This is a genomic window from Chloracidobacterium sp. (assembly GCA_016715795.1).
Lineage (GTDB): Bacteria > Acidobacteriota > Blastocatellia > Pyrinomonadales > Pyrinomonadaceae > OLB17.
Genome location: JADJXP010000002.1, coordinates 513,292 through 539,132, shown reverse-complemented (window position 1 = coordinate 539,132; position 25,841 = coordinate 513,292). Strand labels below are relative to the sequence as shown.

Sequence of the window (25,841 nt, the reverse complement as noted above, 5' to 3'; positions counted from 1 at the left end):
CCAGCAAGCTCGCGAGTGCGGCTGATTTGCCGATTATACCTTTTGACGTGCGAGAAATGAAAAGTAGAATCAAAAGCATGGCCACTGAAAGCTATCCAACATGCACATTGACATTGTGAATTCGAACCCGGACGCGCCTGCTCTGGATCGACGCGAGTTCTTCGTAACGTCCATCCTCGGTGCGGGCCTGTATGCCGCCGCCGTGTCGCCGATACAGGCCCAGACGCGGATCACGACCGACGACAAAGGACTGATCGTCGGCGAGGTGAAGATCCCCGTCGCTGACGGTGAGATACCGGCGTATCGAGCGATGCCGGATAAGAAGGGCAAGAAATTCCCGGTTGTGCTCGTGATTCATGAGATATTCGGCGTTCACGAGTGGATACAAGACATCTGCCGACGGTTCGCAAAGCTGGGTTTTATGGCAGTCGCGCCGGCCCTTTATGCCCGCGTCGGCGACGTCAAGGATCTTAAAGACCCGCGCGAGATCAACCGGCAGATTTACAGCCGAATTCCCGATACGCAGTCGATGTCTGACCTCGACGCGGCGGTCGCGTGGGCTGCCAAGAACAGCGGCAACACCAAAAAGCTCTCGATCACCGGCTTTTGCTGGGGTGGCCGAATTACTTGGCTTTACGCCGCTCATAACTCGAAAGTGAAAGCCGGCGGTGCCTGGTATGGCCGTGTCGTTCCGACGGCGAATTCACCCATCAACACGCTGCAGCCGACGACGCCCATCGACCACGCCGCCGAGATCAAGGGTGCGGTTCTCGGCCTTTACGGCGGGTTGGACAAGGGCATTCCGGTCGAAGGCGTCGAGCGGATGCGCGAGGCGCTCAAGAAAGCCAAGGGCGAGTCCGAGATCATCATCTACCCCAAGGCCGATCACGGCTTTCACGCCGATTACCGGCCAAGCTTCAACAAAGAAGCCAGCGAAGCGGCTTGGGCGAAGCTGGTCGCCTGGTTCAAGAAACATGGAGCAGCTTAACGAATGGAAAGTGGAAAATGACTGGATCCACTCTTGATCTCATACTCAATTCTCCATTCTCAATTCTCAATTACGTATGACGTCAGCAAACCTCAAATTAATGTACACGCTCCTCTGCGACGACGTTCGCATCGAGATGGGCAACAAGATCTCACTGATGGGCGTTTTTCAAAACATAATGGTCGAGAAGCTCCCCGTTTCACTGATCAAGTTCGCCGTCATTAACCACTGGGCCGGTGCAGGCAATCATGAGACCGAGGTTCGAATTCTCGCTCCTGACAAGCAGAACCTCGTCGTTACATCGGCCCCGACGACCATCCAACTCGCCGAGGGTGGATTTACCGACAATGTCAGCTTTTTTGTCAACGTCGTCTTCCCCGATCCCGGCACCTACTGGATCCAGACCATCGCCAACACCGTCGTCCTCGATGAACTTCCGCTGATGGTGACCGATCAGGCGAACGCCCAGGCGATGACGCCAGCCGAAGTGGTCTCAGAGACGGTGAATTGACCAAGGCGAGATGGTTTGGTGGTGAAAGTTTCTGTCCGGCGATAATTGCCGCACGAGTCAGCGACGAGGGAGAGACATGAACTTGACTAGGTGAGGTTATTTTCGTAAGGTATCACTTCGCCCGCCGTATGGCACACGGGCGCGTTTTTTTGACAATTAGTCGGGCATCAATAAGAGTTCTCGGGCATGTATGTCAATTGGTAGACAGCCTCTCTTACAAGGAGGAAGTTAGGGGTTCGAGTCCCTTCGTGCCCACCATATCCATTGCAAAATTAGAAGTGAAAAATGCAAACCTTTGAATTTGTATTCTTGAATTTTTAATTGGCATCGCGGGGTCGTAGTTCAGTTGGTTAGAACGCCAGCCTGTCACGTTGGAGGTCGCGGGTTCGAGCCCCGTCGGCCCCGCCACTTTCAGCAGTTCAGAGTTTAGAATTCAGTGTTCGGTAATAGGAGGGCAGAATTAAGTCGAGGCCTCTTTTTGCTTGCGCTCCAGAACCGTCTCAACCACAGAATTCTCGAATGCTACGGGATCTATAGCCGGATAGAGATAGAGTGACGGTTTGATCCGGTCGAAGAATTCTAGCAACCCATCGACGACGACCAATCTAGCCTCAAACATCGCACGTACATCATCGACATCCTTTTCGTGACGCCTCTGCAGCTTAGATAGGGCCTGACTATAAGGATCGAAATGGTAGAAATCAACTTTTCCCTCTCGAGCGATAAAGATGGAGCGGTCCTCCCAGCCGTCGACCTCCGGTATGAAATCCGGCGGAGCGGCAAGCTCAACATTAACCTGAAGCCGCTCCTTCTGTTCACTCACCGCGCGGAATAATTCGTCGGCCTCGGGGACGAATCGTAGGTCAATGTCGATCGTGCTCTCACGCCAGCCGTGAAGAACTGCGGTCACTCCGCCCGTGAAATAGACACGCACAGGTTTTCGTGCAGCGTTGCCGATTGCCCGCATAAATTCAGCGATACGTTCTCGATCGGTCAGGCCGCGCATTTGAAAGAGTTTTCAAAACTGACCAGCCTGCGAACAAGCGCATTATACCGGGAATGGGCCGAATCGCTGTCCTCAGAGGCGAGCCTGAGATAGAGGCGATGCTCGGGGCTGTCTAATGTATGCAACGGAACGTCAATCCCAAGTTGTCTGAGGCGCGGAGCTCCGATTGCGACGAGAAGCGCGGCCACTGTTTCGCGGCCTTCCCGCAGGTCATTGAGGCCCTCGTACACGAACTCTTCCCCAGGCAGCTTCATACCAGCGATTGTAGTGAAAAAGTGACAATGTGAAAAGATGAAAAAGAAGGGAGGAGCCGAAACTCCTCCCTTAGCACTTGTTTCGTTTATTTGCCCCTTACCCTTTTCGAAGCTCGGTAAGGACCTGTTTGGCCACGGCTTTGAGTGTGTCAAAAACGCCGGTGCCGTTGGTGGCGACGGCTTCGAATACGGGTTCGCCCTTCTTTTGAAGTTCGCCGGTCAGGTCGTGAGCCGGAATTACGTTTGGCAGATCGCGTTTGTTCAATTGCAGAACGTAAGGGATATTGTTTAGCTCGTAGCCCTGAGTTTGCAGGTTTTCTTCGAGGTTATAGAGCGATTCGACGTTGGCGTCCATCCGCTCTTCCTGGCTGTCGGCGACGAAAACGACGCCGTCTACGCCCTTGAGAATGAGCTTTCGTGACGCGTCGTAATAGACCTGTCCCGGAACCGTGTAAAGGTGGAATCGCGTCTTAAAGCCGCGAACGGTCCCCAGTTCCAGCGGCATGAAATCAAAGAACAGCGTCCGGTCCGTCTCGGTCGCGAGCGAGATGAGTTTGCCCTTCGCCTGCGGCGCGGTCGAGTCGTAGATGTATTGCAGATTCGTCGTCTTGCCGCACAAACCCGGGCCGTAGTAAACGATCTTGCAGTTGATCTCGCGTGATGCGTAATTGATGAAAGTCATAAGAAAGTAAACAGTGACAGGTAACAGGTAACAAGATCAGGATTTGTCGCCCTTTTGACGCAAATGCTTCGACAAGCCCACGAACATTCGACCGATCGCGTCTGCCTCACCTCTCAATGTCGAATAAACCCCTGGAGCTAGGAAACCAAGTCTAGACCCGATCAGAAGTTCCGTTTCGAGTTCACTGCACGAGCCTTGCGCAACGGCGACGAAGTGTGCGAATTCTTTGTCCGAGTGTCTTGCCGCTCCTTCGGCAATATTCGCCGGGATTGAAACCGCCGCACGTCTTATCTGAGATGTGAGGCCGAATTTCTCATCTGACGGAAAAGTTCCCGTCTGCTCATAGACATTAACTATAAAGTCGACGGCCTTTTTCCAAACTTCGAGTTTTTCGTGTGGCCTCATCGCGTTCTTGCCTGTTACTTGTCACCTGTCACTTGTCATCAACTGAACAGGCTGTCGATGTCTTCGTCCGTGATCTCCGCAAAGAACGAATTGTTATTTAGCTGATAGCTCGCCGAGGCAGTCGTTGCTTCGTCAAGAATACCGGCAACCTCGTAGCTGCCTCGTTTTGAACGGATCTTTACCAGGCTCAGTGTCGAACGTTCGTCAAAGACGACAACCAACAATGCCCGGCCGATGATGCTGATATAGATGCTCTCGTGTTCGCCTTCGTGAAACACGCATGGAAAGGCCTCCTCACCGATCAGCTTGGCCATCGAGCTCGTCGCGGCAACATTACCCGCCGCGAGCGAAGCGAAGCTGGTCGTGTCCATGTTGCCGATGTCGCCGCTGAATGCGATAGGCTGGCCGTCGCGGTCGATAAGGAAGACGACACGCGCCGCACACTCGATGCGGACGCGCCCAGCACGGTCTTGAGCCGCAAAAACTGATCTTCCTGCAGGATAAAAGGCGTATCGGGCATTTGATGTTCGTGATGGTGCTGTGACCTGAAACGCAGCTAAATCTTATATCGGGTTAGGTGCTAAAGGCAATACGGCCGCCGGTAAGGACACGGTCGCAAAACTAAATTTAACATACGGTATTGCCCGCAGACAAGGATTTTTTGGGATGCGGAGCAGATCGAGCCGTACGCAACAACCTCCGACCGGCTCCCGACCGTGGTTCGTATTGTTTTCTTGTCGCTGCCAGTGCTAAAATTATTGCTTGTCGGCAAGCGCTCGCCGACGGCTGTTGCGGGTTCGCACGGCCAACCACCCTGACTTCCTTTCCGTTAGACCTGCGGCAAATGATAGCCTACGGTCGTTCAATCGATGAAGCACCACCTGTTCTCGGACAGTTCTGACGGGCTGCGTTTTGTTGCCATCGGCGGCGGCAACGGCCTGTCGACACTGCTGTCGGGACTCAAACGGTTTGTCCACGCACGCGACACCGAGCCGGTGTGGCTCGATGACCTGTCCGCGATCGTTGCCGTGTCCGACGACGGCGGAAGCTCAGGCCGGCTGCGCGAAGAGCTTCAGATGCTGCCGCCGGGCGATATTCGCAACTGCATGGTCGCGTTGAGTGAAGACTCGCGGCTGTTGTCGAAACTCTTCAAGCATCGCTTTCGCGGCGACGGCGACCTCGGTGGGCATAGTTTTGGGAACATCTTTCTTGCGGCACTTGCCGAGATGACCGGCGACTTTGCCGAGGCTGTCAAGCTGTCGAGTGAGATCCTCGCGAGCAAAGGCCATATCTATCCCGCAACCGTCGCCGACGTGCGGCTGGCGGCCAACTTGAAGGACGGAAGCATCGTAAAGGGCGAGACGAAGATCTCGCAGGTCGGCCACGATATCGAGCGTCTTTATCTTGAACCAGCGGATTGCAAGCCGATGCCGGAGGCCCTAGCCGCGATCGAGGCTGCCGATGTCGTAACTATCGGTCCCGGTTCACTGTTTACGAGTTTGTTGCCGCCTATATTGGTTGACGGCGTGGCTGATGCTATTGCGGCTTCCCAGTCAACAAGGGTATATGTCTGTAACCTGATGACGCAGCCGGGCGAAACGACTGGATTTACAGCGCGGCATCATCTTGAGATAATTCGCGACTATGCTCCGCAGATCGAGTTTGATTATGTGATCGTCAATGATCATCCGATCAGCACCGGCCAGGCCGACAAATACGCCGATGAGGGGGCCGAGCAGATCGGCGTTCACGGCTCGATCTCACCCGACACCATCGAGGGAGCCGAGATCGTCTATGGTAACCTGTTGGACGAAGGCGAAATGGTCCGACATCAGCCTGAGAAATTGGCTCAAGTATTGTTATTGTGTGCTTTGCAACCGCGGAAGGAGTCGATTACGAATTATCAATTACGAATTACGAATGCAGAACGCACTTCCTAATTCGTAATTCATAATTCGTAATTTGTAATTGTGCATAAAGATCTCGACATACTGATAATGGCCGCCGGCCTCGGCACGCGGATGAAGTCGAACCTTGCGAAGGTGCTGCACCGGCTGGACGGTCGCGCACTCATCAATCACGTCGTCGAGACTGCGTTCGAATTGGAACCGGCAAAGGTCGTCGTCATTGTGGGGCATCAGGCCGAGGATGCTGAGGCCGAGGTTCTGCGTGAGTTTGACGACAAGCCGGTCGAGTTTGCGTTGCAGGAGAAACAGCTTGGGACGGGCGATGCGGTGAATGCGGCGAGGTCACTGCTCGAAGGGCGCGATTCGACGACGATGGTGCTGTCGGGCGACGTGCCGATGATAACCAAGACTACGCTGGATGGGCTGGTCGCCGCGCATCGGGAAAATAAGGCCGTGTGCACTGTGCTGTCGGTAAAGCTAAAAGACCCAACAGGTTACGGCCGCGTTGTTCGCGGCGGCGACGGTTCATTTGACCGTATCGTCGAGCAAAAGGACGCTAGCGAGGACGAGAAGAAAGTCAGCGAGATCAATTCGGGCATTTATTGCTTTGATACGCGGAAGCTGTTTGACGCGCTCACGCAGGTCGGCAATGACAACGCGCAGGGCGAGTATTACCTGACCGACGTGCCGCGAATTCTCAAGGAAGACGGCGGCCCGATCGCGATCTTCGAATGCGACGACTATCGGCAGGTCGAGGGCGTAAATGATCGCCGTCAGCTCGCGGCGATGGAGAAGGTCATTCGTAAGCGGACGATTGGGCGGCTGATGCTCGAGAGCGGCGTGACGTTTGTCAATCCGAAGACGGCGTATGTCAGCGGCCGTTCGACGATCGGCCGCGACACGGTCATTCATCAGAATGTAACTATTGAGGGCAAAAGCATTGTCGGCGAGGGCAGCGTTATTCGTCCGGGCACGCGGATCGTCGATTCCGAGATCGGCAGCGGCGTCGAGATACGGGATAACTGCTTTATCACCGACTCGACCGTCGGAGACAACTGCACGGTCGGCCCGATGGCGCACCTTCGCGGCCACGCCGTGATGATAGAGGGCTCAAAGGTCGGCAACTTCGTTGAGCTAAAGAAAACCACCTTGGGGCGCAAGTCAAAAGCCAGCCACCTCACCTATCTCGGCGATGCCACGATCGGAGAAAGCACAAACATCGGCGCCGGCACCATCACCTGTAACTACGACGGCAAGAACAAACACGAGACCCACATCGGCAATAACGTAAAGATCGGTTCGGACACGATGCTGATAGCCCCGATCACTGTCGGCGAGGGGGCGGTGACCGGTGCGGGCAGTGTCGTCAACAAAGATGTGCCGAAAAACAAGCTCGTCGTAGGTGCCCCGGCAAGGGCGATCAAGGATCTTAGCCATAACGAAGAAAAGGCGTCGGAACAAAACTAGATTATGTGCGGAATAGTCGGATACGTTGGAAATAAACAGGTTGTGCCGTTGATCATTGACGGTTTGAGGAAGCTGGAGTATCGCGGATATGACTCGGCGGGGATCGCTGTGGTCGATGACGACCGGCATATGGAATTGCGGCGAGCTGAGGGCAAGCTGCGCAATCTCGAGGAAGCGATACGGCTGAATCCACTCGATGGGAATTACGGCATCGGGCACACGCGTTGGGCGACGCACGGACGGCCTACTGAGGAGAATGCTCATCCGCACCGCGACCAGTCGGGCAAGGTCGTGGTCGTTCACAACGGCATTATCGAGAACTATCTGCACCTGAAAGAAAGGCTGCAGGCCGGCGGGCATGAGTTCGTTACCGAGACTGACACCGAGGTCGTGGCGCACCTCATTGGGCATTATGTTGACACCGAGAATTTGTCACTGGAACTCGCGGTTAGGAAGGCCGTTAGCGAGCTTCGCGGTATTTTTGCGATGTCGATCATCTCGATTGACGAGCCGGATACGATCATCGCGGTGCGCGAGGGGCCGCCGGTCGTGATCGGTTTGGGAGACGGCGAGTTCTTTGTCGCAAGCGACATTCCGCCGATCCTGGCACACACCCGGGACGTGTTTTTCCTCGGTGACAAGGAGATGGCGATCCTCACGAGAGACTCTGTTCGCGTCACGGATTTTGACGGAAATGTTGTCGAGCCCGAAAAGCAGCGGATCACATGGGACCCGATCCAGGCCGAGAAGGGCGGCTTTAAGCACTTCATGCTCAAGGAGATATACGATCAGCCGCGTGCGGTTCGCGACACGGTGCAGGGGCGCATCTCGCTCGACACGGGCAAAGTATATCTCGACCCGATGGACATCTCTGAGGACGACTTTAAGGCGTTGACCTCGATCAAGATCGCCGCATGCGGCACCTCATGGCATGCCGGATTAGCGGGCAAGTATATGCTCGAACAGCTTGCCCGCGTGCCCGTAGATGTTGATTACGCTTCCGAATTCCGCTATCGCGACCCCGTTTTGACCGAGAACGACCTGCTGATCGTGATCTCGCAATCGGGCGAGACGGCCGACACCATAGCCGCGATGCGCGAGGCAAAACATGCCGGCTGCAAGGTGCTCGCGATCTGCAACGTCCATGGCTCGATGATCACGCGTGAGGCCGATGGGACGATCCTGACTCACGCGGGGCCTGAGATCGGCGTGGCATCGACAAAGGCGTTCACCGCGCAAATGATCGCGTTGTATCTCTTTGCTCTTTATCTCGGCGAGCTTCGCGGCCAGATCGACGAAGAGCGGGCCAAACACCTTGCCCAGGACCTCGCCGAACTGCCATTAAAGATCGAGCATCTGCTCAACAACGCCGAATCGATCGAGGAATTGTCGAAAGAGTTCTTCCGCGTACAGGACTTTCTCTATCTCGGCCGCGGGATCAACTTCCCCGTCGCGTTAGAGGGAGCACTGAAACTCAAAGAGATCAGCTACATCCACGCAGAGGGTTACCCGGCGGGCGAGATGAAGCACGGCCCCAACGCGCTCATCGACGAAAAACTCCCCGTCGTCATCGTCAACACAAAAGAGGACGGCAACGCAGGCAGCGAGCTTCGATACGAGAAAACCCACTCGAATATCGTCGAGGTCAAATCGCGCGACGGCATTATTATCTCGGTCCTCACCGAAGGCGATACGATGTCGAGCACCGTCTCAAGCCACGTCATCGAGATACCGCATACCTCAGACCTGCTCGGCCCCGTGCTCTCGATCGTGCCTTTGCAGTTACTGTCATATCACATCGCCGTCCGCCGCGGCTGTGACGTCGATCAGCCGAGAAATCTCGCTAAATCGGTGACTGTGGAGTAGCTAGCTTCGCTTTTGCATTGATGGTTTTGATCCCGGGTCATTGGGTGCCGATGCCGCCTCGTATCTTAGCAGCGTACCGCCGAAGCCGATAGCCCAACCGCGGCCGCCGTTGAAGATCACTTTTTCCAGCTTGTGGGTGACGCCTGACTTGACGTCGGTCCAGGTATTGCCGCCGTCGCGCGTGCGGACGATGATGCCGTGGTCACCAACGGCCCAGCCGCTTGTGGGGCTGGTGAAATAAACGTCGTTGAGGTTTGCCGTGACGGTCGAGTCCTGCTGTCGCCACAGTCGGCCGCTTCCGGCCGAGCGAAAAATGCGTCCCCGCGTGCCCACTGCCCACGCACCCTGTGTGCCGGTGAAAAAGACAGCGTTGAATTTGGTGTCGGCCTCACCCAGCAGCGACGCTTTCTCCCAGGTCAGGCCGGAGTCCTCGGAGAACATGATCGTGCCGCCGGCCCCGACCATCGCTCCGATACGCTCACTGCCAAAACTGCCGTCAAGCAGGAGAAAGTGTATCGCCGTCTGCACTCGCTTCCAGGTCTTGCCGTCCTCCTGAAGGCGAAAGAATACGCCGCCCTCGCCAAATGCAGTTGCCGAGCCGTTTTGGTTAAAGAGCAGCCGAGTTATTCGTTCGCGGCCGGCATCCTCAAACTCGAATTTCTCCCATGTGCGGCCACCATCGACCGTCTTGCGGACGTAAGACGTCGGGTTGTTCCCGCGTGCGAACACGTTCCGCTCGCACAGCAGCCAACCCGTCGTTTCGTTGACAAAATGGACCTGAAGAAAGGTGTCCGTGCTGAATTTCGGCTGCGGTGTCCAGGTGGTGCCACCGTCGGCCGTCTTGACGATTATCCCGTCCGTGCCAACAATGAACCCGCGCTGCGCATCGATGAAAGTGATATCACGGAACCAGCCAAAGCTATTAGTCGTAAGCTTTTGCCAATCGGCACGCGCCGCCGAGGCCCCCGCGAGGATAAACGCGGCCGCTAATGAGCAGCAGAGAGCTTTGGTGTATCGCTTCATTTTTCTTTCTCCGTTCCTTATAGCGGGCTTCCCATCATATATCGGACCATGCTCGCTTTTCCGAGAATATCGAATACCTTTTGGATGGTGAAGCCCTTTCCGGTCACGAATACCTGGTCGCCGGGACTAAGGAAGACCATCTCAGATTTGCCCGCTTCCATATCGGCGAGGCTGACTATGCGTTTGCTGAGCTTGCCATCCTTTGTGTAGCTGACTAGGGCGATCTTTTTCTTGTCGCCGTTCTTGGTCACGCCACCGGCCTCGAGGATCGCTTCATACACACTCACCTTGCGGTCCATCACGCGAACGCCGGGTGTCGCTACATTGCCCATCACGCTGTAACGCGTTGCATTCGCTTTGTCGAGGGTCACGGTGACCTTAGGGTCTATGATGAATTCGTCAAGTTTCTGCGTGATCTCGGCCGCTACCTGCTCGACCGTTCTGCCGGCGACAAAAACACCGTCACGGACGAGCGGATAAGAGATCTTCGCGTTCGGCGGAATGGTAATACCCGTTTTGCAATAATCGGGGCACTGCCCAAAGACCTCGACCGAGATAACATCGCTCGGGCCCAGCCGGTATTCGCGGAGGTAATTGTCGTAGTACGGCAGGATCGCTCCTTCGACCGACTCTTGCGGGTCATCTGTGATGTCGTCGCTCTCGGACGAAGGTGCCGCCAGCGGGACCGTCTTTTCTGCGGTCTTGTCCTTGTCACCACGGCCCTTCGTGTCCTTGGCTTTCGCCGTCGTCTGTGCAAGGCCCGATAGGGCCACGGCCGCAATGCAGACAGCGATCATCAAACCTCGGTTGAGAATTTCCATTACTTTCATTTCGACTATTCCTCGCTTCAACTACAAACGTCTATTGAACTTTATGCTCCAGACTATCGGCCGCCCTTGCCAAACAGCACTGTCTTCACGGTCTCAAAAACGATCACCAGATCGAGTGTCAGGCTTTGATTCTTGATGTAATACAGATCGTACTGCAGCTTCTGGATCGCGTCATCGACCGACGCGCCATACGGATACTTGATCTGGGCCCAGCCTGTCAGGCCCGGCGCCACCAGATGACGATGCTCATAGTACGCGATCTCCGTCGCAAGCTGCCGGACAAAATGCGGACGCTCAGGACGCGGGCCGACAAAGCTCATCTCGCCCTTGAGTATGTTCCAAAATTGCGGGATCTCATCGATCCTCAGCTTGCGGATGAGACGTCCGACCCGTGTGATGCGTTCGTCATTCGATGCCGCCCAGATCGGTTTGCCGTCGGCTTCGGCGTCAGCCCGCATCGAGCGAAACTTGATCACCCTAAAGACGCGGCCGTTCTTACCGACGCGTTCCTGCCTGTAAAAGATGGGCCCGCGCGATTCTATCTTGATCAAAATTGCCGTGAGGACTGCCACAGGGAGCGATAGGACGATACCCGTCAGCGCGAGCAGGCGATGAATCGATTCACGAAACACAGATTTGATCGGGGTGTCACGCCTACGGCCCGCAAAGATAAGCCAGGACGGCCGCAGCATGTCCACGTGGACCTTGCCCGTGATGCGTTCAAAGAAGGACGTGCACTCCTCGATCGAAATGTCGCCCGCGAGGCTCATCTTGAGCAGCGCCTCGGTCGGGAAGGCACCGCGACGTTCGCGCACGGCGATCACGACGCGGTCGACCTTTTCATTTACGATGACAGACTCAAGCTCGTGTGCCTTGCCGAGGATGACCGAGCGGCCGAGCTTTTGCATCGGCTTGGCCCCGTTCTCTGACACAAAACCGACGATGCGATATCCGGCGTCGCGCCGCTGCCAGACGGCCTCGGCCGTGTCGATTGCGGTCTGGCCCGTTCCGACCACAAGGATCTTTTCACCGATCTCTGGATGCCCCGTGAGCGAATGAATAAAGATTCGCCAGCCGATCAAAAGCACAAGGACCAGCGGCACCGATATTACTGAAACACCGCGGCCGATCAGCAGAGGCGGTGCGAAATAGAACAGCAGGGCCAACAGGGCCCACGCGATCCCGAGCGCCTGCACGAGCCGCAGCAGCAGCTCGCGGCGGTTCGTCATTACGATGTAATCGTAAAGGTCGTAGAAATAGAGGATCACGAGACAGACGACAGACGCCAATCCGATCTTGAGCCAGCCATTCTTGTTGTTGAGTTCGTTCTCTGAGCCCGCGAAGCCGAGTCGCAGGTACATCGCGAGTATGACGCCAGCGTAGAGTATCGCGGCGTCGGCGATGAGCAACCAGAGTATTCTCGGACTAAACCGTGCAGAACCCATTTTCTCAGAAGAGATCTACGGGCTGACGCCCGTTTCATTCAAACGACGATAATTGTAGTAACCGTAGTTATACTGGCTCTCGTCCATCACGTCCTCGCTCTGATTCAGGACGACACCGAGCAGGCGATCCTTGGGCAGCGGCTCGAGGAGCCGTTCGAGGACGGCATAACGCGTACGATTTGCCCTGACAACGAGCATTGCTCCGTCGGCGTGATTGATAAGAACCGTCGCGTCAGTAAAGATGCCGAGCGGCGGCGCATCGACGATGATGTAATCAAACATCTCTCGAGCCTCGGCCAGAATGTCTTTGAATTTTGGGCCCGAGATCAGTTCCGCAACGTCCGTGCGGGCCTCGCCGCCCGGCAGTATGTGCAGGCCGGACGGTTCGAGCCTTACGATCGCCTCGGCCAGCGAGCATGTACCGGCGAGCACATCTGACAAGCCGCGATCCGTCTCGATGCCCAGATAATCCGCCAGGCTCGGCATGCGCAGGTCGCTGTCGATGATCAGAGCCCGCACGCCGTCGGTCTGAGCAAGCAGCCAGGAGAGATTCAATGCCGTTATGGATTTTCCCTCACTCGGATTGACGCTGGCTACGACGATGGATTGCAGCTTTTGCCGCTGGCTGCGGTGAAGCACATGTGTTCGCAGGCTGCGATACTCTTCGCAATAGGAAGAGTTGGGGCTGGTTATCGCGACCAGGCGCGGCTCAATGCGCTCGGCATCGACCGTCCACCTGACAAAGTCAGGCAGCGGCCGATCACCGACGCGCGTTAAGGTATCGGCGTCCAATTTTGCCCCGGCAGTTATTTCCGACCTGTGATCAGGGAGTGCCGTCCCGATCAAAAGGTCCGGCTGCCCCATGAACGCCGAACTTGGTGTACCGATCTTAAGGCCGTTCGCGAGCAGGTCGGGCGGCGTGTTAGCCTCGCGAGAGCTGCGGTCAAACGGAACGATCTCAGCGGGCGGCCTGACGCTCAGGCCCTCGCGAGACTCGGTACTCTTCTTTTGCATTGCCTTTAGGATGCTCATCGTCTAATGCTCCTAAACCCTAAAACTTATGAAATGTCGGCCTTGACGAGCCGATCTCGAGGTTCACGTCGTCATCGACAGATTCAAATGTGAGCGTGCCGCCATTCTTGTAGCCATTCCCGCTGCTTCTTCCATTGCCAATGCCGTTGCCGTTGGTTTTGATCTGGCCGTTGGAATGGCCATTGGCATAACCGTTTGGGTGGCCATTGCCGTTATCGCGGATCGTGTCGTCATTAAAAACACGCGGCTTGACCGCTTCGTTGCGGGCCTGGCCCTGCCACATCTCCTCCTGAGCTGTGGGTAGGAGCACACCGCCGTTCGGTGCGTCGTGAACAGCATCTGCGATGGCCAGTGCCTCCTTGCGCGGCAGCATATCGAGGTTATCTGCGACCGTTTCGATGATCTGGCGGCTGATCACCTGTTCGCCGGCCGAATAGGCCGCGAGCATAGCGTTGTCGCAGAGATTGTTGATGTTCCTCGGAATTCCCTCCGAGCACTGGTAGATAAAATCGACCGCGCCCGGCGTGAATATATTCGGCTGGTCAGAACCCGCGATCAGCAGCCGCTCCGTAATGTAGCGATCGACCTCTTCGACCGTCGGGAAGCAGTGCATGTTGCACCTTAGGGCAACACGCTGCTTGAGCTGTCGCAGGTTCATCTGGTTCAGTTTGTCGCGCAGCTCCGGTTGGCCGGTCAACACGATCTGCAGGTGCTTGGCATTGTCGGATTCGAAGTTAAGCAGCAGGCGTATCTCTTCGAGCACGTGATCCGATAATTCATGAGCCTCATCGATGATTATTACGGTACGAAGGCCGCGGCGATGCCTCTCCTCCAATACCTTGCCGAGTATCGAGAGCAGTTCGCTTTTGTTCGACCAGTCCTTGATGCCGAGCATCTGTGTGACGTGGTGATAGAACTCATTGATCGAGAGCCGCGGATTAAAGACATACGCAGCCAGCACGCTCGAATCCAGCCGCCGCAGTATCCAACGAAGCGCCGTTGTCTTGCCCGTGCCGACCTCGCCCGTGAGCACGATCAGCCCTTTGGCCTGCTCGAGCCCGTAATACAGGCTAGCGAGCACTTCGTTATAGCTCGGCGTGAATACGATGAACCGAGGATCGGGCGTCAGCGTAAATGGCGAGTCGTCTAAACCGAAGAATTCGTTATACATAACCTTTGCACTCCATTGAGATCTGAATTCAAAATTCGAAATTCAAAATTCAAAAACTAAAACCCGCTATGAGATCAACTTGTCGAAAAGCTTCGTCGCCTGCAGGATGATCACGATCAGCGGAATGACCCCGATCGCTGCGGCTACGCCGGCGGCGAGTTTCAGCCATCCCGAGCGACGGATCCACGTCTTTTCCGTTGCTGAGAGCAGCGGCGGCACCGATGCAAGCACGGGCAGGCCCGTGTAATGCTTCGCGTCGTCGATGTTCTGTATCTTGAACAGCCGCGGTATCTCGAAGAACGCCGCAATAAGTAGCCCGAGCGCCAGCCCAATGCCGGTGCCGACCATCGTCAGCAGGAAGCGTTTCGGTGCGACAGGCGATTGCGGCACATTCGCCGGATCCTGAACGCGAATGGTCTCGCCCTGCGCGTTCGTCTCGACTCCAACGACCGTCTCGGCATCATTCTTTTTCTTCAAGATCTCGTCATACGTTGCCTTGGCCGACTGGTAGCGGGCATTCACGCCTTCAAGGGCCACCTTGACGTTTGGTATCGAATTGATCCTCGATTCAAGAACTGCTATCTGGCCGGCGTTCTGCTGCCTCTCAATGTCCTTTTGAGCAAGCTGTTGGTCGAGCTGTCCCATCTGCGACTGTATCCGCTGATTCTCAAGCTCCAGGTTCTTTCTCTGCAGTTCCGCCTTGCGGGTGCTCGCCTGGCTTGCGACCTGGACGCGCTTGTCGGTACTCTTGCGCAGATTCTCGACCTCATCATTCACACGCTTGATCTCGCTCTGTTTGGCGATCACCGCAGGGTGCTTCTCTTTGTAAACCTTGAGCAGATTGTCGAGTTGGCCGTTGAGGTCGGCCCGTTTTTGAATAAGCTGGGCATACGCCGGCGTGTCTTCGATCTGTGACGCCTGACGAGCTGAATCCTGAGTTTCCTTTTCGCCAAAGTCCTCGATCAGCCGCATCTGGCGATTGTTTGCTGAGATGGCGTCGCTCAGGCGGCCTTTCTCGTTGAATAGGGTCTGTTTTTCCTTAACGATCGAATCGTCGCGTGCCCGCAGCCCCTGAAGCTGAGCCACCAGGCCCTGTTCCGACTCCGGAAGCGTGGCGACGTTCTGCGTCATGATGTCGAGGCGCTGCTTTTCGAGGTCGTCGAGAGCAGTTTTCTTCTCGTTCAGCTGGCGTTCAAATAGCTCGTTTGTTGACTCGGCGATCTCGACCGAATTCTGCACCTGCGCGTTGACGTACTTGCTCGCAAGCTCGGCTGTCACATTACGGGCCGCTAGCGGATCGCGGTCGCGATACCGGATGCGAAATGCCGCGACCTTGTCATTGCCGGTGTTTTCGAGTTCGACCTTGATGTTCTTGTACATCTTGTCCACGATCAGTTCCATCGGCATATTTGAGGCACGCTCGGCCTTGTAAAGGTCATACTTCTGGATCATCGGCTCGAGCGACGATCGACTGAGTACTTCTTGATTAATGGTCGAAAGTCGTTGCGAAAGGCCTTCGTCTGACAGCGGCTGCACAAGATTTGCTGAGATCGTCGGTGGCTTTACGGTCAGCAGCGAGGTTGACTCGTAGATGCTCGGCAGTCGATAGACGACGTAACCGATCGCAGCCGTCAGCGTGATCACCGGGAGCAGGATCATCCACTTGTTCCGTTTCAGCATTCCGGCGATCTCGCCGGGCTTTCTTTGTCTGAATTCAACGCTCATTACTTCCTCTTACCTGTTTGCCAATGCCTTTCCCGTCGGATCTGCCTTTTTCTCAGCCTCAGTCTGCCTGGACATCCACCGCCTGATAATGACTGCCGCCGCAACCAGCACGATGCCAAACACCAGCACGCCGAGCGATTCGGGGATCGAGATGAGAAACATCTCAACCGAGTCAACTGCGTTTTCAAATACAGCTAACATCCCTGAAATTCCTCACTTGCCCTAGAGACTTGCGAGAATGTCCTTTGCCTCCTTGACCTCACGCTGCGTGAGAACGTCGATGCTGCGGAGCGACATCTCGACCTCGCGTCGTGCTGATATCTTGTCGCCGGCCCTGGCCAACGCCATGCCTAAACGCACCCGATAACCGGGATTCGGGGCCGAGCCGGACTTGCGGGCATTGGCCTCTTCGATTGCGACCGCTTTCCTCAGTTGCTCGACCGCAGGCGAGGTCAATCCCTTCTGCAGATAGACCCAGCCAAGGGTGTCGTAATAGCCGGGCACCGATTGATTCTTGCTTACGGCCAGTGTCGCCAACTGCAGGGCTTCGTCCAGATTGCCCTGATTGTCAGCTATCAACCACGCAAGATTGTTTGCCGCGATAGCAGTCTCAGGCGCGAGTTCCAGGGCCTTTCGATATGCCTTTTCGGCCTCGATCGTGTTGCCGCGTGAACTCTCCAGAATGCCGAGAAGTGTATAGACCTGTGCCGTTGGCTGCATCTCTAGTGCCCTGTTATATTGAGCAAGAGCCTCGTCGGCCCGGCCCTGCGACATCAACAGGCTCGCGTAGGCAGAATATGCCGGCAAATAACTTGGATCGATCTCTATCGCCGTCGTCAGTTCTCTCTCGGCCATCGCCGGGTTCTTTTCGGCAGAAAAAACGGTCGATCTCAGATAATGAAGGGCCGCCATCATGTCCGCGCGGCCGGCATTTCGCCCTAGCAGTTCCTCGATACGCTGATGGGCACGGGCGCTTTGGCCAAGTTTGATTGAGGTCGCGACGATGCCGGTAACGGCGTCAAAATTCTGCGCGTCCAGGTTCAGTGCTTTTTCATACAGCTCGCGCGCACCTTCGTTGTTGCGTTCGGCGATCAGGGCCTTGGCAAGATTCACTAAGGCCGTGTCCGACCGTGGCGATACGCGAACGACCTCTTCGAGGTCGCCCTTTGCCTCGGCCAGTTTCCCGAGGTCGAGATTTGCCAGCCCGCGTGACGAGATGCCGCGGATCCGCAGGTCGGCAAGGGCCTGGGGGCCAAACTCTGCATTCGGCATCGCCGCATTTGCACGGTCGATAAGCTCGTTCGAGAGCCTCAAAGCCGCCGTTGGGTCGCCGGCGGTGAATGCCGACTGGATCTTGAGCAAGCCCGTCTTAATGTAGGCCGGATGATAACGGTCGAGGTCGCCGATAAAGGCGTTCGCCTGCTCAACCTGGCCGAGGGCAAGCCGTGCCTGCGTCATCAGAAACAGAGGCTCCTTGGCGCTCGGCGTCTTTTTCAAGACGTCTTCGAGGTCCTTAACGGCATCGTCAGGCTTGTTTTCCTGCATTCGCAAGCGAGAACGCAGCATCAATGCTTCGGCGTCTTCGTCGTTGATCTTAAGGAGTGCGTCAAGTTGTTCGTTTACGCGCGGGGCATCTTTGCGGTCAAGATACATTTGCCCGAGCTTGTAGCGAGCCCGAACGTATTCGGGAGTGTCGGCGACAATGCCGTTAAGCACATTGACGGCCTCATCGTCGCGGTCCGATGTCTCGTAAAATTCGGCCAGCACAAGCCTGCTTTCAGGGCTGTTTTCCTGCACCTGAACGAGATCGAGATAGGCCCGCTCGGCCTTGTCCATCTGCTTGCTCGTGACGTAGAAGTCTGCCGCGGCCTCACGTGCCTCAATATTCTTTTCGTCGATGGCGATCGCCTTATTGAACTGCTCCTCAGCCTCTGTGTCGCGGCTCAGGTACATCAGAAAGCGCCCGTACTCGATGTAGCCGAGCGTCGCTTCAGGATTTGCCGCGATGCCCCGCTTGATCGCAGCCTCGGCCTCGTCAGCCTTTTCGCGAGTCATGTAAAGACGCTGGAGACTGATGTATGATTCGATCCGTCGAGGATCCATGTCGATCGCCTTATTGACGACGCTGACAACCTCGGCATCCGATCGCCCTTGCGCCGCGAGGAGCGACGCTGTCAGCAGATGTCCTTCGATAAATTTTGGGTTCGCGACCAGGATCTCGTTTCGCAGTTTCTCTGCCTCGGCCACCAGCGGCGGCTGCACCAGTAGAAAATAGCTGCCGAGCTTTGCCTTAGCCTCGAGGTTGTTTTCGTCCAATTCGACCGCCTTGCGCAGCTCATCCATTACCTCGTTAAACTGCCCGAGGTTCTCGTATGTCCGTGCAAGGCCCCAATGAGCATCCGCCGAGAACGGATCGGATTCCGTTGCCGAGCGAAACTGCATCAGCGCGTCGTGGAATTTTCGTTTTGCGAGATATTCTTCGCCTTTGGCAAGAAACGCCGCCGTCGAATGCCCGCACGCGGCTATTAGCAGGCCCAGAATGATGATCAGGGGAAGCGAAAAGAAACGGGCAAAAAGCCCTTGGCACTCTCGGTTTAGCATAACTCTCGATCCTGTTCCGCTGATCGTCAAGACACTATCGGCGTCAGCGTCGGGCAATTGACGTCTGCTGCCGGCCTTGAACGTGCGGCCCCGGCCTTATGGCCGGCGGTAACACCTATCTCAAAACCTCAGTGCCGTCCGCAGCCAGAAACCGCGACCGGCAAGTGAGAAATAGATTCAATTGACTGTGGATTTCAGAAAATTGCAGGAGTTTGTGACCGGCATCACACGTGGACCGGCCCACACGGGCCCGTGTCCGCATCCCGACCGTCAGCGAGGCGCACCCGCCGTGTCGGAACGCGGGCACCCTGCCCGCGCGTGACGTTCCCAAATAGAACGCGGATAAACGGATCAAGCGGAAAAAACCGGATATGAAGACCCATTATCTTATCCGTCCTTATCCGCCCGATCCGCGTTATCCGCGGCCAAAATGACGTTCGCTACTGGCGGGCAAGGTGCCCGCGTTCCGGCAATCAATTGCCGTAGGCAGACGGTGTCGGCTTGTCGCCATTCTGGCCCCACGGGAAGACGATGAATTGCGAATTTGACGAACGTTTGATGTACCAAGTCCCATCCGACGGCCGCCACACGCCGATGTCGGCTTTGCCGTCGCCATCGTAATCGGCGGCGATCGGAATGTCCGCCGGGGCCCCGAAGACCTCGTACGAATACGTCGCCGTCGCCGAATTCCTCACCACCCAAAGGCCCGTTGATGGGCGGTAGATGGCGATGTCGGTTTTCCCGTCGCCGTCATAGTCAGCCGGTGCGATACGATCACCGGTCTGGCCAAATCTCTCGCCAAACACAGAACCGTTCGAGCTGCGGATGTTGTACCAGTCGCCGACGGACGGGCGGAAGATGCCAAGGTCGTTCTTTCCGTCCCCATCAAAGTCGCCGACCGTCGGCACATCGCCATTGGCCCCGAACTGCATCCCGAAGGTCGTCCCATTAGACGAATTCGTCCGATACCAAGTCCCCTGACTTGGCCTGAACACCGTCAGATCTGCCTTCCCGTCCCCATCATAGTCCCCCGGAGCCGGCAAATCCTCGGCCACGCCAAACACCGGATACGAAACGGTCCCATTCGAGCTGTTCAGGATATACCACAATCCCGTCGAAGGCCGATATATCGCAATATCCGTCTTACCGTCACCATCGTAATCCGCCGGCGTCAGCTTATCGCCATCTGCCCCGAACTGCAGCCCCTGAAACCCGGCCGTGCTCCTTTGCAGATACCACGCACCATCGGCCGGCCTAAAGACCGAATAATCCGTCTTGCCGTCGCCGTCGTAGTCGAACAAGGCAGAGCGCACGAACGTTTGGACCGTCTGGGCTGTGTTATTCGATTCATTGCTCTCAAAAATGAGGTTGCCCGGATCGATGACGACATTACCTCCGTAGCTGGTCACGACACCGGGAGACAGGGGCCTAAGCACGATGCTCAACGTCGCAGTTCCGGGATTCGTTCCGCTGGTCGAGATCACCCCGCCTGAGAAGCTGATACCTGTCGAGTCGACGGCCCATGAGTAGCCATTCGTCCCGTTGGCACTAACAAATGCTACCGGCACTCCGACTGGGAAGTTGAAGCGAACAACCGGGCTTGCCGTCCCGCCAAGAGCGGTCGGGAGAATGCTGGGCGTAAGCGTATAGGTGAGCTCGCCACCGACGACCACCGGATCGGGTGCATCTGCCTGAGCTATGGTCAGATCAAATTCCGGTATCGGCGTCGGCGTGGGTGTCGGTGTCGGTGTCGGTGTGGCCCCGCCAACGGCCCCCGGCTCGGCAAGCGTCCAGTCAGTAGTCTCTAGCTGGGGCAGGACTACGTTGTTTATATAGAATGTGTTCGCATTGGTATCGATAACACCTGTCGGCTGGGTAAACCCGGTATTATACTTTTGGATTGCAAATGCAGATTCATTAGCTGTTGCCGGAATATCCAACGGGTCAAGATACGTAAACATGAGATTCGCTTGAATATTTGGAAAACCAGTCACCTGCCAGTACCTAGTGAGTGCTCGTGACGGATCCAACAAGTTCGGATGAGCCTGCCCGACCGCCTTTACATTTAACCCCGCAGAGGGGTCTCCAGCAGCCGTTACCTCCACCGTTAGAGGTGAATACCCGTTCTTCGTTCCGACATCGAATCTATAGGTTCCGGGTGTTCCAACTTCGCGCGATAGCAACCCGTCAATGTAGCCATTGTCTCGGGATACGGTTCCGCTGACCCTAAGAAAACCAGTCGGATTAGTAACGGTAACAACACCGCTAACAAATTCGAGATTCCCGGCACCAAAGAAGGTCGTAACGGAAACACCGGACGGGTTGTCAAAGGCGACGGTGTTGCCTGGGTTCCTAGAGACGCCCCCCAAAATAGTAATGGTTTGTGGAGCGCTGCCGTTCACGTTAATAGTGTGTCCAAGAAAAGTGGACTGCATATCCAGGCGAGCGCCGGGCTGGACCAGGATATCCCCGCGTATTGAATGGCCGGTGCCTGTCACCCAGAGGTGTAACTGACCGGCGGTTAGAGTCAGATCATCAATAGTCAAAGGACTGGACCCTTCGATAAATGGGTCGCCACCTGGATAATCGAGTTCAAAATTCGCATATGTCCGCCCCGAAAAAAAAGAGGCACCTACCGCCTCGCCCCGCAAACTGAAGAGGCTTCCACGTTCAAAGACGACCACGGAATCAGGTTCAGCCGCTCCGAAGGGATCGCTGCCGGCAAAGCATATGTAAGTAGAACCAGAAGCGAAAACGACGGACTTCAAGTGGGTTGTCCCGAACGCATTGCCGGAAAAACCCTGTCCGGCAGTGAATATCGAACCATCGCCAAAAACCACAGCTTCTGTATCCACAGCCGTCAGCTTGTGAGCAGCGGTTCCGGTAGACGAGAACAGAACGGAACCGTCGATGGCCGCAACGGCACCGCTGCCGAGATTCGCCCTTATCGCGTTCTCCCCACTGAAATTAATAGTGGAATTGAACTCGACGTCCAGATCAATTCCGTCGTCGCCGAGGATAGTCAGGTCTACTGGCTCCTTAGACCGTAGATTTAGGGTAGTGTTCTCTAACACGAGTAACTGACCGATGAATTGCGTGGGGACGTTCGTCGCGGTCGTTGGCCCGCCAACACTAAAAACAAGAATGTCCGTGGGCGCCGGACTTGTTCGTGCCGGCACCCAACTTGAAGGCTGTTGCCAGTCAGCCACGGTGTTCGACTGCCATTTGTATACGGTACCCGACAGTCGTTGACTTATTGGCGGTATGATCCGGAGTACTCGATTGCCAACAAAAGCAGGGGCAAACCCCATGGCCCCAATTACGCCGATACTGAGCCAAACGAAACCTACGCTACCAAAGCGACATCTCGCCGCTAGCCGTGCAAACACCTTCCAGCACTGTGACGAACCAACATCCATCTTCATGGGGCACAACCGGGATCTTCCGACTGGAGCGTGATGGTGCCAAGATCATACTGGTATACATAGCCCTCAGGGGGAGTCCAAATTACAGCGTCATCATCGTAGAACAGATAATCACATTCGAGTTCTCCAAAAGTGAGAGTGCCTGAGATCTTTAGATCATAAACTTCCGAATAAGGCAGGAACTCACTTGAATTCACGCTGTTATAGTAGACTGAAGCGTAACCGTTCCCATTTGTTTTCGCTTTGTAAAAGTAGAATCCGGGAATCCCGGCAAGCGATATCGTCGCATTCGTATGTGCCGTTGTCGTCCCGCCCTGACCGGGTATTTTGGCTAAAACGACGCCATGCACACCTACCGGCCAAGACGGCGGATTGTTGAATGCCCGAATCTGATAACCGTTGGTGTTGCCAGAGTTTGCTGTATATGCGACATCGTCATATCCGTACGTTGTCGTCTTATCCTTTCCGAAATACCACACTCGGTAGCTGCTCGATGGGATAAAATCAGTTCCGTCTGGCGTGTAATAGAGATTGAAGTTGCCCAGCCCGTTGACCGGTCGAAAATGATCCGGAGAACCATCCCATGCCGGGTGGCTCACCAAATATACATACGCAATGTCTTCTGCGTGTGCGTCTGGCACTCTGCCGTAGATGCCTAAATTGCCGATCTGGGCGTTAGTGCTGGACACCCCGATTGTGAGAAGGGCTAAGATCAGAATACCGATCCAGAGAATCGGGGGGGGGGGCATGTTTTTTCATGGTTTTAGACTCCTTTTTTTGTGGCTCGAATGTTGAGCATTCGAGGTTTGGGAAAACTCGTCCGGCAGGATCTCTCGCTAAGGTCCGTGGGAACGAAACAATAGACACCCCATGTCTTCTGCGCCAACACTATATACCCAGTCGAGATCGATTGCAAGACCCATTTCGAGCATGGCGGACTTTGGAGATCGGTCATTTTCGGCGATTCGCATAGCAGTGCTATCCTCACAGCATGGCAAAGCAACCGGCGAGCGTGTATGTCTGCCAGAGCTGCGGTTCGCAGTCGCGTAAGTGGCTGGGGCAGTGTCCCGACTGCGGTGAATGGAACACGCTGGTTGAAGAAAGGTTCCGTGCGTCGGCACAAGCTTCGAGCGGCGGGCGAGCGGTCTATCCGAGTTCGTCACCGGTGGCTTACGGAGCTATCGAATCGCAGGACGACAGCCGCACAACATCGGGCATAGACGAGATGGATCGGGTGCTTGGCGGCGGCATTGTTGCGGGCTCGCTCGTACTGATCGGCGGAGCTCCGGGCATCGGCAAATCCACGATCGTCATTCAAATGGCCGATAAGCTCGGCCGCAACGGCACAAAGGTGCTCTATGTGTCCGGCGAGGAATCCGAACGACAGATCAAGATGCGCGGCGAACGCCTCGGCGTCGAGGCCGAGAATCTCTTCCTGCTCCCCGAAACCAATCTACAAGGCATCCTTGCTGAGACAGATCGGATGAAGCCGGACTTTGTCATCGTCGATTCGATACAGACCGTGTTCAGCGATCAGATCGAATCGGCCCCCCGCAGCGTCTCGCAGGTGCGTGAGGTCGCGGCGCAATTTATGCAGTTTGCCAAGCGAACGGCGACGCCCGTCTTTCTCACCGGGCATGTGACAAAAGAAGGCTCGATCGCCGGGCCAAAAACGCTTGAGCACATTGTCGATACGGTGCTCTACTTCGAAGGCGACCGGCACCACAATCACCGCATCATCCGCGCGACCAAGAACCGCTTTGGCGCGGCCAATGAGATCGGCGTTTTTGAGATGACGAATGCCGGACTGGTCGCCGTAGGCAATCCGTCGGAGTTGTTCCTGCAGGAGCGGCCTGAGAACGCTACCGGCTCCGTCGTCACCGTCTGCATGGAGGGCACGCGGCCGATGCTCGTCGAGGTGCAGGCGCTTGTGAGCGGGACAAAATTTGGGTCAGGGCGGCGGATGACACAGGGCTTTGACCAGAATCGCGTGGCGCTGCTGATCGCGGTTTTGGAAAAGCGTTTGGGCTTTCAATTAGCCGGCGACGACGTTTTCGTCAACATCGCCGGCGGCATGGAGATCGACGAGCCGGCCGCCGACCTCGGTGTCATCGCAGCCATCGCCTCGAGCTATCGAAATCTGCAAATACCACCCGAAACCGCCGTTTTCGGCGAGGTCGGCCTGACCGGCGAGGTCCGCGGCGTCCTACAGGCCCAAGCCCGCGCTCGCGAGACACAAACCTTGGGCTTTAAGAAGCTAATACTGCCTGAGTCCAACAAGAAAGGTCTCGAAAAGCTCCTAGGAATGCGTGTGGTCGGTGTAAAGAACTTAGAGCAGGCGTTGGACGAGTTATTTTAGCCACGAATGCACGAATAAGATCTTCATTCGTGCATTCGTGGCTAATTCTTCGACTTAGACACCGTCATCCGCCGCCATGATCTTCGCGAGCATCGCGTCGCGGACCTGGCGAATGTCACTGATCCGCGGGCTCGGGTCGTCGGCGACGAAGGTCGGCGGCAGTTCGAACGGATCGACCTGAAGCGGAACGCCCTCTTCGTCGAGTTTGTGGGCAATGATCTTTGAAATGAGTTCCTGTTCAAACTCGCTGATGTCGAGGAACTTGATACCGATGCCGGTGTGCTCAAAGCGATAGAGCGCCTTGCAGTGGAGAGGCAGATAATTGCCATTCGGCAATTGAATTTCCATGCGGAATTCATCACCGATGTAGATATTCTCTTCCCAGCCCGTAAAGCACCCGCCGATCGAGATCTGCTGCAGCAACGTCTCCTGCCGTTCGCCAAATTTTGAGTAGATAAATGCCGGTATATCCAGCGAAAAGCGTATGTGTTTTCGTTGATTTATCGACATTGTGGCGACGGCCCGGTCGGAACGCTTTTGGGCTGATTCAATTCTAGCCGCTAAGGGCAAAAGGGCGCAACAACTAGTTGTCACGCCCCGTAAAAATCGAATAGTAGGTTAGTTGTTGACGGCCTCGGCCTTGCTGCAGTGCGTGTTGAAAGCCTCGATTAGCGATTCGGCGATCATCTGCGGCGGACGCCCCTCGAGATCGCGACGCTCGAACATCCCGACGAGCTGGCCGCCCTTAAGGAATGCTATCGACGGCGATGACGGCATGTAGCCGGTGAAATATTCGCGAGCCGTCTCAGTCGCGTCGATGTCAGCCCCGGCAAATACGGTGATCGACCGATCCGGCTTTGCATCCGAATGCTGCAAGGCCATCGCGATGCCCGGCCTGACGCCGCCGGCAGCACAGCCGCAAACGGAATTTACGACGACCATAACGGTGCCGTCGGTATTGGTTACGGCGTCGGTCACGGCCTCAGACGTCTTTGTCTCTTCGATGCCGAGCTGAGCAAGCTCAGACCGCATCCCGTGGATCATCATTTCTGGATATGGCATAAGTATTCTCGAAGTCAGGTAATCCTGAACTTTTTTTCAAGTATCCGTTCTACAGGCAATTTAGTCAAGACGGCTTACATAT

The 25,841-nt window shown here is 55.9% G+C and carries 24 protein-coding genes and 2 tRNA genes; 8 read left to right on the top strand and 18 right to left on the bottom strand.

The features are described 5' to 3' along the window. Positions 1-100 precede the first annotated feature (100 nt). The 4 genes from IPM59_07515 (at position 101) to IPM59_07500 (ending at position 1,907) form a co-directional block, all read left to right on the top strand. The gene (locus tag IPM59_07515) at positions 101-988 is read left to right on the top strand and encodes a dienelactone hydrolase family protein (GenBank protein MBK9215434.1); all 888 of its coding nucleotides are present in this window, start codon (positions 101-103) and stop codon (positions 986-988) included. A gap of 76 nt (positions 989-1,064) precedes the next feature. Then, complete coding sequence (locus IPM59_07510; GenBank protein MBK9215433.1) at positions 1,065-1,499, top strand: hypothetical protein; 435 nt, start codon at positions 1,065-1,067, stop codon at positions 1,497-1,499. Positions 1,500-1,681: 182 nt separating this feature from the next. After that, a tRNA-Val gene (locus IPM59_07505) sits at positions 1,682-1,757 on the top strand. Positions 1,758-1,830: 73 nt separating this feature from the next. Next, a tRNA-Asp gene (locus IPM59_07500) sits at positions 1,831-1,907 on the top strand. Between the two features lie 52 nt (positions 1,908-1,959). On the opposite strand, the gene IPM59_07495 is transcribed toward IPM59_07500, so the two are convergent. From IPM59_07495 to IPM59_07475, 5 genes are all read right to left on the bottom strand, one after another. Beyond that, complete coding sequence (locus IPM59_07495; protein MBK9215432.1) at positions 1,960-2,505, bottom strand: hypothetical protein; 546 nt, start codon at positions 2,503-2,505, stop codon at positions 1,960-1,962. Beyond that, positions 2,493-2,768, bottom strand: a complete 276-nt coding sequence (locus IPM59_07490) for a hypothetical protein (GenBank protein ID MBK9215431.1) — start codon at positions 2,766-2,768, stop codon at positions 2,493-2,495. The genes IPM59_07495 and IPM59_07490 overlap by 13 nt, the downstream gene beginning before the upstream one ends. 88 nt (positions 2,769-2,856) lie before the next feature. Continuing rightward, the gene (locus IPM59_07485) at positions 2,857-3,441 is read right to left on the bottom strand and encodes a GTPase domain-containing protein (protein MBK9215430.1); all 585 of its coding nucleotides are present in this window, start codon (positions 3,439-3,441) and stop codon (positions 2,857-2,859) included. A gap of 36 nt (positions 3,442-3,477) precedes the next feature. After that, positions 3,478-3,846 carry a four helix bundle protein gene (locus tag IPM59_07480; GenBank protein ID MBK9215429.1) on the bottom strand — a complete coding sequence of 123 codons (369 nt, stop codon included), beginning with the start codon at positions 3,844-3,846 and terminating at the stop codon, positions 3,478-3,480. A gap of 38 nt (positions 3,847-3,884) precedes the next feature. Further along, positions 3,885-4,295 (bottom strand): roadblock/LC7 domain-containing protein, encoded by a 411-nt coding sequence (locus tag IPM59_07475; GenBank protein ID MBK9215428.1) that lies wholly within the window; start codon positions 4,293-4,295, stop codon positions 3,885-3,887. A gap of 420 nt (positions 4,296-4,715) precedes the next feature. On the opposite strand from IPM59_07475, the gene IPM59_07470 reads away from it, so the two are divergent. Genes IPM59_07470 through glmS form a run of 3 tightly spaced genes read left to right on the top strand, consistent with a single transcriptional unit; the run spans position 4,716 to position 9,086 of the window. After that, positions 4,716-5,786, top strand: coding sequence for a YvcK family protein (locus IPM59_07470; protein ID MBK9215427.1), 1,071 nt, complete (start codon positions 4,716-4,718; stop codon positions 5,784-5,786). Between the two features lie 30 nt (positions 5,787-5,816). Beyond that, entirely contained in the window at positions 5,817-7,220 is a 1,404-nt protein-coding gene (gene glmU, locus IPM59_07465) for a bifunctional UDP-N-acetylglucosamine diphosphorylase/glucosamine-1-phosphate N-acetyltransferase GlmU (protein MBK9215426.1), read from the top strand. 3 nt (positions 7,221-7,223) lie between these two features. Continuing rightward, positions 7,224-9,086 carry a glutamine--fructose-6-phosphate transaminase (isomerizing) gene (gene glmS / locus IPM59_07460; GenBank protein ID MBK9215425.1) on the top strand — a complete coding sequence of 621 codons (1,863 nt, stop codon included), beginning with the start codon at positions 7,224-7,226 and terminating at the stop codon, positions 9,084-9,086. Here glmS and IPM59_07455 read toward each other — a convergent pair whose 3' ends face one another. The 11 genes from IPM59_07455 to IPM59_07405 all read right to left on the bottom strand — a co-directional run bounded on the left by IPM59_07455 (position 9,087) and on the right by IPM59_07405 (position 22,979). After that, positions 9,087-10,109 carry a hypothetical protein gene (locus IPM59_07455; protein MBK9215424.1) on the bottom strand — a complete coding sequence of 341 codons (1,023 nt, stop codon included), beginning with the start codon at positions 10,107-10,109 and terminating at the stop codon, positions 9,087-9,089. It abuts the gene before it with no gap. Between the two features lie 17 nt (positions 10,110-10,126). Then, positions 10,127-10,939, bottom strand: a complete 813-nt coding sequence (locus IPM59_07450) for a polysaccharide export protein (protein MBK9215423.1) — start codon at positions 10,937-10,939, stop codon at positions 10,127-10,129. 53 nt (positions 10,940-10,992) lie between these two features. Then, positions 10,993-12,384 carry a TIGR03013 family PEP-CTERM/XrtA system glycosyltransferase gene (locus tag IPM59_07445; GenBank protein ID MBK9215422.1) on the bottom strand — a complete coding sequence of 464 codons (1,392 nt, stop codon included), beginning with the start codon at positions 12,382-12,384 and terminating at the stop codon, positions 10,993-10,995. Positions 12,385-12,399: 15 nt separating this feature from the next. Next, positions 12,400-13,416, bottom strand: a complete 1,017-nt coding sequence (locus IPM59_07440) for a CpsD/CapB family tyrosine-protein kinase (GenBank protein MBK9215421.1) — start codon at positions 13,414-13,416, stop codon at positions 12,400-12,402. Positions 13,417-13,435: 19 nt separating this feature from the next. Next, on the bottom strand, positions 13,436-14,587 hold the full coding sequence (locus IPM59_07435; protein ID MBK9215420.1) for an AAA family ATPase: 1,152 nt from the start codon (positions 14,585-14,587) through the stop codon (positions 13,436-13,438). A gap of 66 nt (positions 14,588-14,653) precedes the next feature. Further along, positions 14,654-16,312, bottom strand: coding sequence for a hypothetical protein (locus IPM59_07430; GenBank protein MBK9215419.1), 1,659 nt, complete (start codon positions 16,310-16,312; stop codon positions 14,654-14,656). 9 nt (positions 16,313-16,321) lie between these two features. Further along, positions 16,322-16,513, bottom strand: coding sequence for a hypothetical protein (locus IPM59_07425; GenBank protein ID MBK9215418.1), 192 nt, complete (start codon positions 16,511-16,513; stop codon positions 16,322-16,324). Positions 16,514-16,534: 21 nt separating this feature from the next. Beyond that, a complete protein-coding gene (locus IPM59_07420) occupies positions 16,535-18,913 on the bottom strand; it encodes a tetratricopeptide repeat protein (protein MBK9215417.1) in 2,379 nt (792 codons plus the stop codon). 224 nt (positions 18,914-19,137) lie between these two features. Continuing rightward, positions 19,138-19,296: a hypothetical protein gene (locus tag IPM59_07415; GenBank protein MBK9215416.1), complete on the bottom strand. Its 159-nt coding sequence runs from the start codon at positions 19,294-19,296 to the stop codon at positions 19,138-19,140. Positions 19,297-19,386: 90 nt separating this feature from the next. After that, a complete protein-coding gene (locus IPM59_07410; protein ID MBK9215415.1) occupies positions 19,387-22,122 on the bottom strand; it encodes a VCBS repeat-containing protein in 2,736 nt (911 codons plus the stop codon). A 212-nt stretch (positions 22,123-22,334) separates the two neighbouring features. Beyond that, positions 22,335-22,979 (bottom strand): hypothetical protein, encoded by a 645-nt coding sequence (locus IPM59_07405; protein MBK9215414.1) that lies wholly within the window; start codon positions 22,977-22,979, stop codon positions 22,335-22,337. A 350-nt stretch (positions 22,980-23,329) separates the two neighbouring features. On the opposite strand from IPM59_07405, the gene radA reads away from it, so the two are divergent. Further along, the gene (gene radA / locus IPM59_07400) at positions 23,330-24,697 is read left to right on the top strand and encodes a DNA repair protein RadA (GenBank protein ID MBK9215413.1); all 1,368 of its coding nucleotides are present in this window, start codon (positions 23,330-23,332) and stop codon (positions 24,695-24,697) included. Positions 24,698-24,751: 54 nt separating this feature from the next. Here the strand turns inward: radA and IPM59_07395 are convergent, their stop codons facing one another. After that, a complete protein-coding gene (locus tag IPM59_07395; GenBank protein ID MBK9215412.1) occupies positions 24,752-25,207 on the bottom strand; it encodes a PilZ domain-containing protein in 456 nt (151 codons plus the stop codon). A 108-nt stretch (positions 25,208-25,315) separates the two neighbouring features. Continuing rightward, positions 25,316-25,759: a BrxA/BrxB family bacilliredoxin gene (locus IPM59_07390; GenBank protein MBK9215411.1), complete on the bottom strand. Its 444-nt coding sequence runs from the start codon at positions 25,757-25,759 to the stop codon at positions 25,316-25,318. Positions 25,760-25,841 lie beyond the last annotated feature (82 nt).

Coding starts and splice junctions, on each gene's coding strand:
- IPM59_07515 (MBK9215434.1), top strand. CDS start 101: ATGCACATTGACATTGTGAATTCGAACCCGGACGCGCCTGCTCTGGAT.
- IPM59_07510 (MBK9215433.1), top strand. CDS start 1,065: ATGACGTCAGCAAACCTCAAATTAATGTACACGCTCCTCTGCGACGAC.
- IPM59_07495 (MBK9215432.1), bottom strand. CDS start 2,505: ATGCGCGGCCTGACCGATCGAGAACGTATCGCTGAATTTATGCGGGCA.
- IPM59_07485 (MBK9215430.1), bottom strand. CDS start 3,441: ATGACTTTCATCAATTACGCATCACGCGAGATCAACTGCAAGATCGTT.
- IPM59_07480 (MBK9215429.1), bottom strand. CDS start 3,846: ATGAGGCCACACGAAAAACTCGAAGTTTGGAAAAAGGCCGTCGACTTT.
- IPM59_07470 (MBK9215427.1), top strand. CDS start 4,716: ATGAAGCACCACCTGTTCTCGGACAGTTCTGACGGGCTGCGTTTTGTT.
- glmS (MBK9215425.1), top strand. CDS start 7,224: ATGTGCGGAATAGTCGGATACGTTGGAAATAAACAGGTTGTGCCGTTG.
- IPM59_07455 (MBK9215424.1), bottom strand. CDS start 10,109: ATGAAGCGATACACCAAAGCTCTCTGCTGCTCATTAGCGGCCGCGTTT.
- IPM59_07450 (MBK9215423.1), bottom strand. CDS start 10,939: ATGAAAGTAATGGAAATTCTCAACCGAGGTTTGATGATCGCTGTCTGC.
- IPM59_07445 (MBK9215422.1), bottom strand. CDS start 12,384: ATGGGTTCTGCACGGTTTAGTCCGAGAATACTCTGGTTGCTCATCGCC.
- IPM59_07440 (MBK9215421.1), bottom strand. CDS start 13,416: ATGAGCATCCTAAAGGCAATGCAAAAGAAGAGTACCGAGTCTCGCGAG.
- IPM59_07435 (MBK9215420.1), bottom strand. CDS start 14,587: ATGTATAACGAATTCTTCGGTTTAGACGACTCGCCATTTACGCTGACG.
- IPM59_07430 (MBK9215419.1), bottom strand. CDS start 16,312: ATGAGCGTTGAATTCAGACAAAGAAAGCCCGGCGAGATCGCCGGAATG.
- IPM59_07425 (MBK9215418.1), bottom strand. CDS start 16,513: ATGTTAGCTGTATTTGAAAACGCAGTTGACTCGGTTGAGATGTTTCTC.
- IPM59_07420 (MBK9215417.1), bottom strand. CDS start 18,913: ATGCTAAACCGAGAGTGCCAAGGGCTTTTTGCCCGTTTCTTTTCGCTT.
- IPM59_07415 (MBK9215416.1), bottom strand. CDS start 19,296: ATGGGTCTTCATATCCGGTTTTTTCCGCTTGATCCGTTTATCCGCGTT.
- radA (MBK9215413.1), top strand. CDS start 23,330: ATGGCAAAGCAACCGGCGAGCGTGTATGTCTGCCAGAGCTGCGGTTCG.
- IPM59_07395 (MBK9215412.1), bottom strand. CDS start 25,207: ATGTCGATAAATCAACGAAAACACATACGCTTTTCGCTGGATATACCG.
- IPM59_07390 (MBK9215411.1), bottom strand. CDS start 25,759: ATGCCATATCCAGAAATGATGATCCACGGGATGCGGTCTGAGCTTGCT.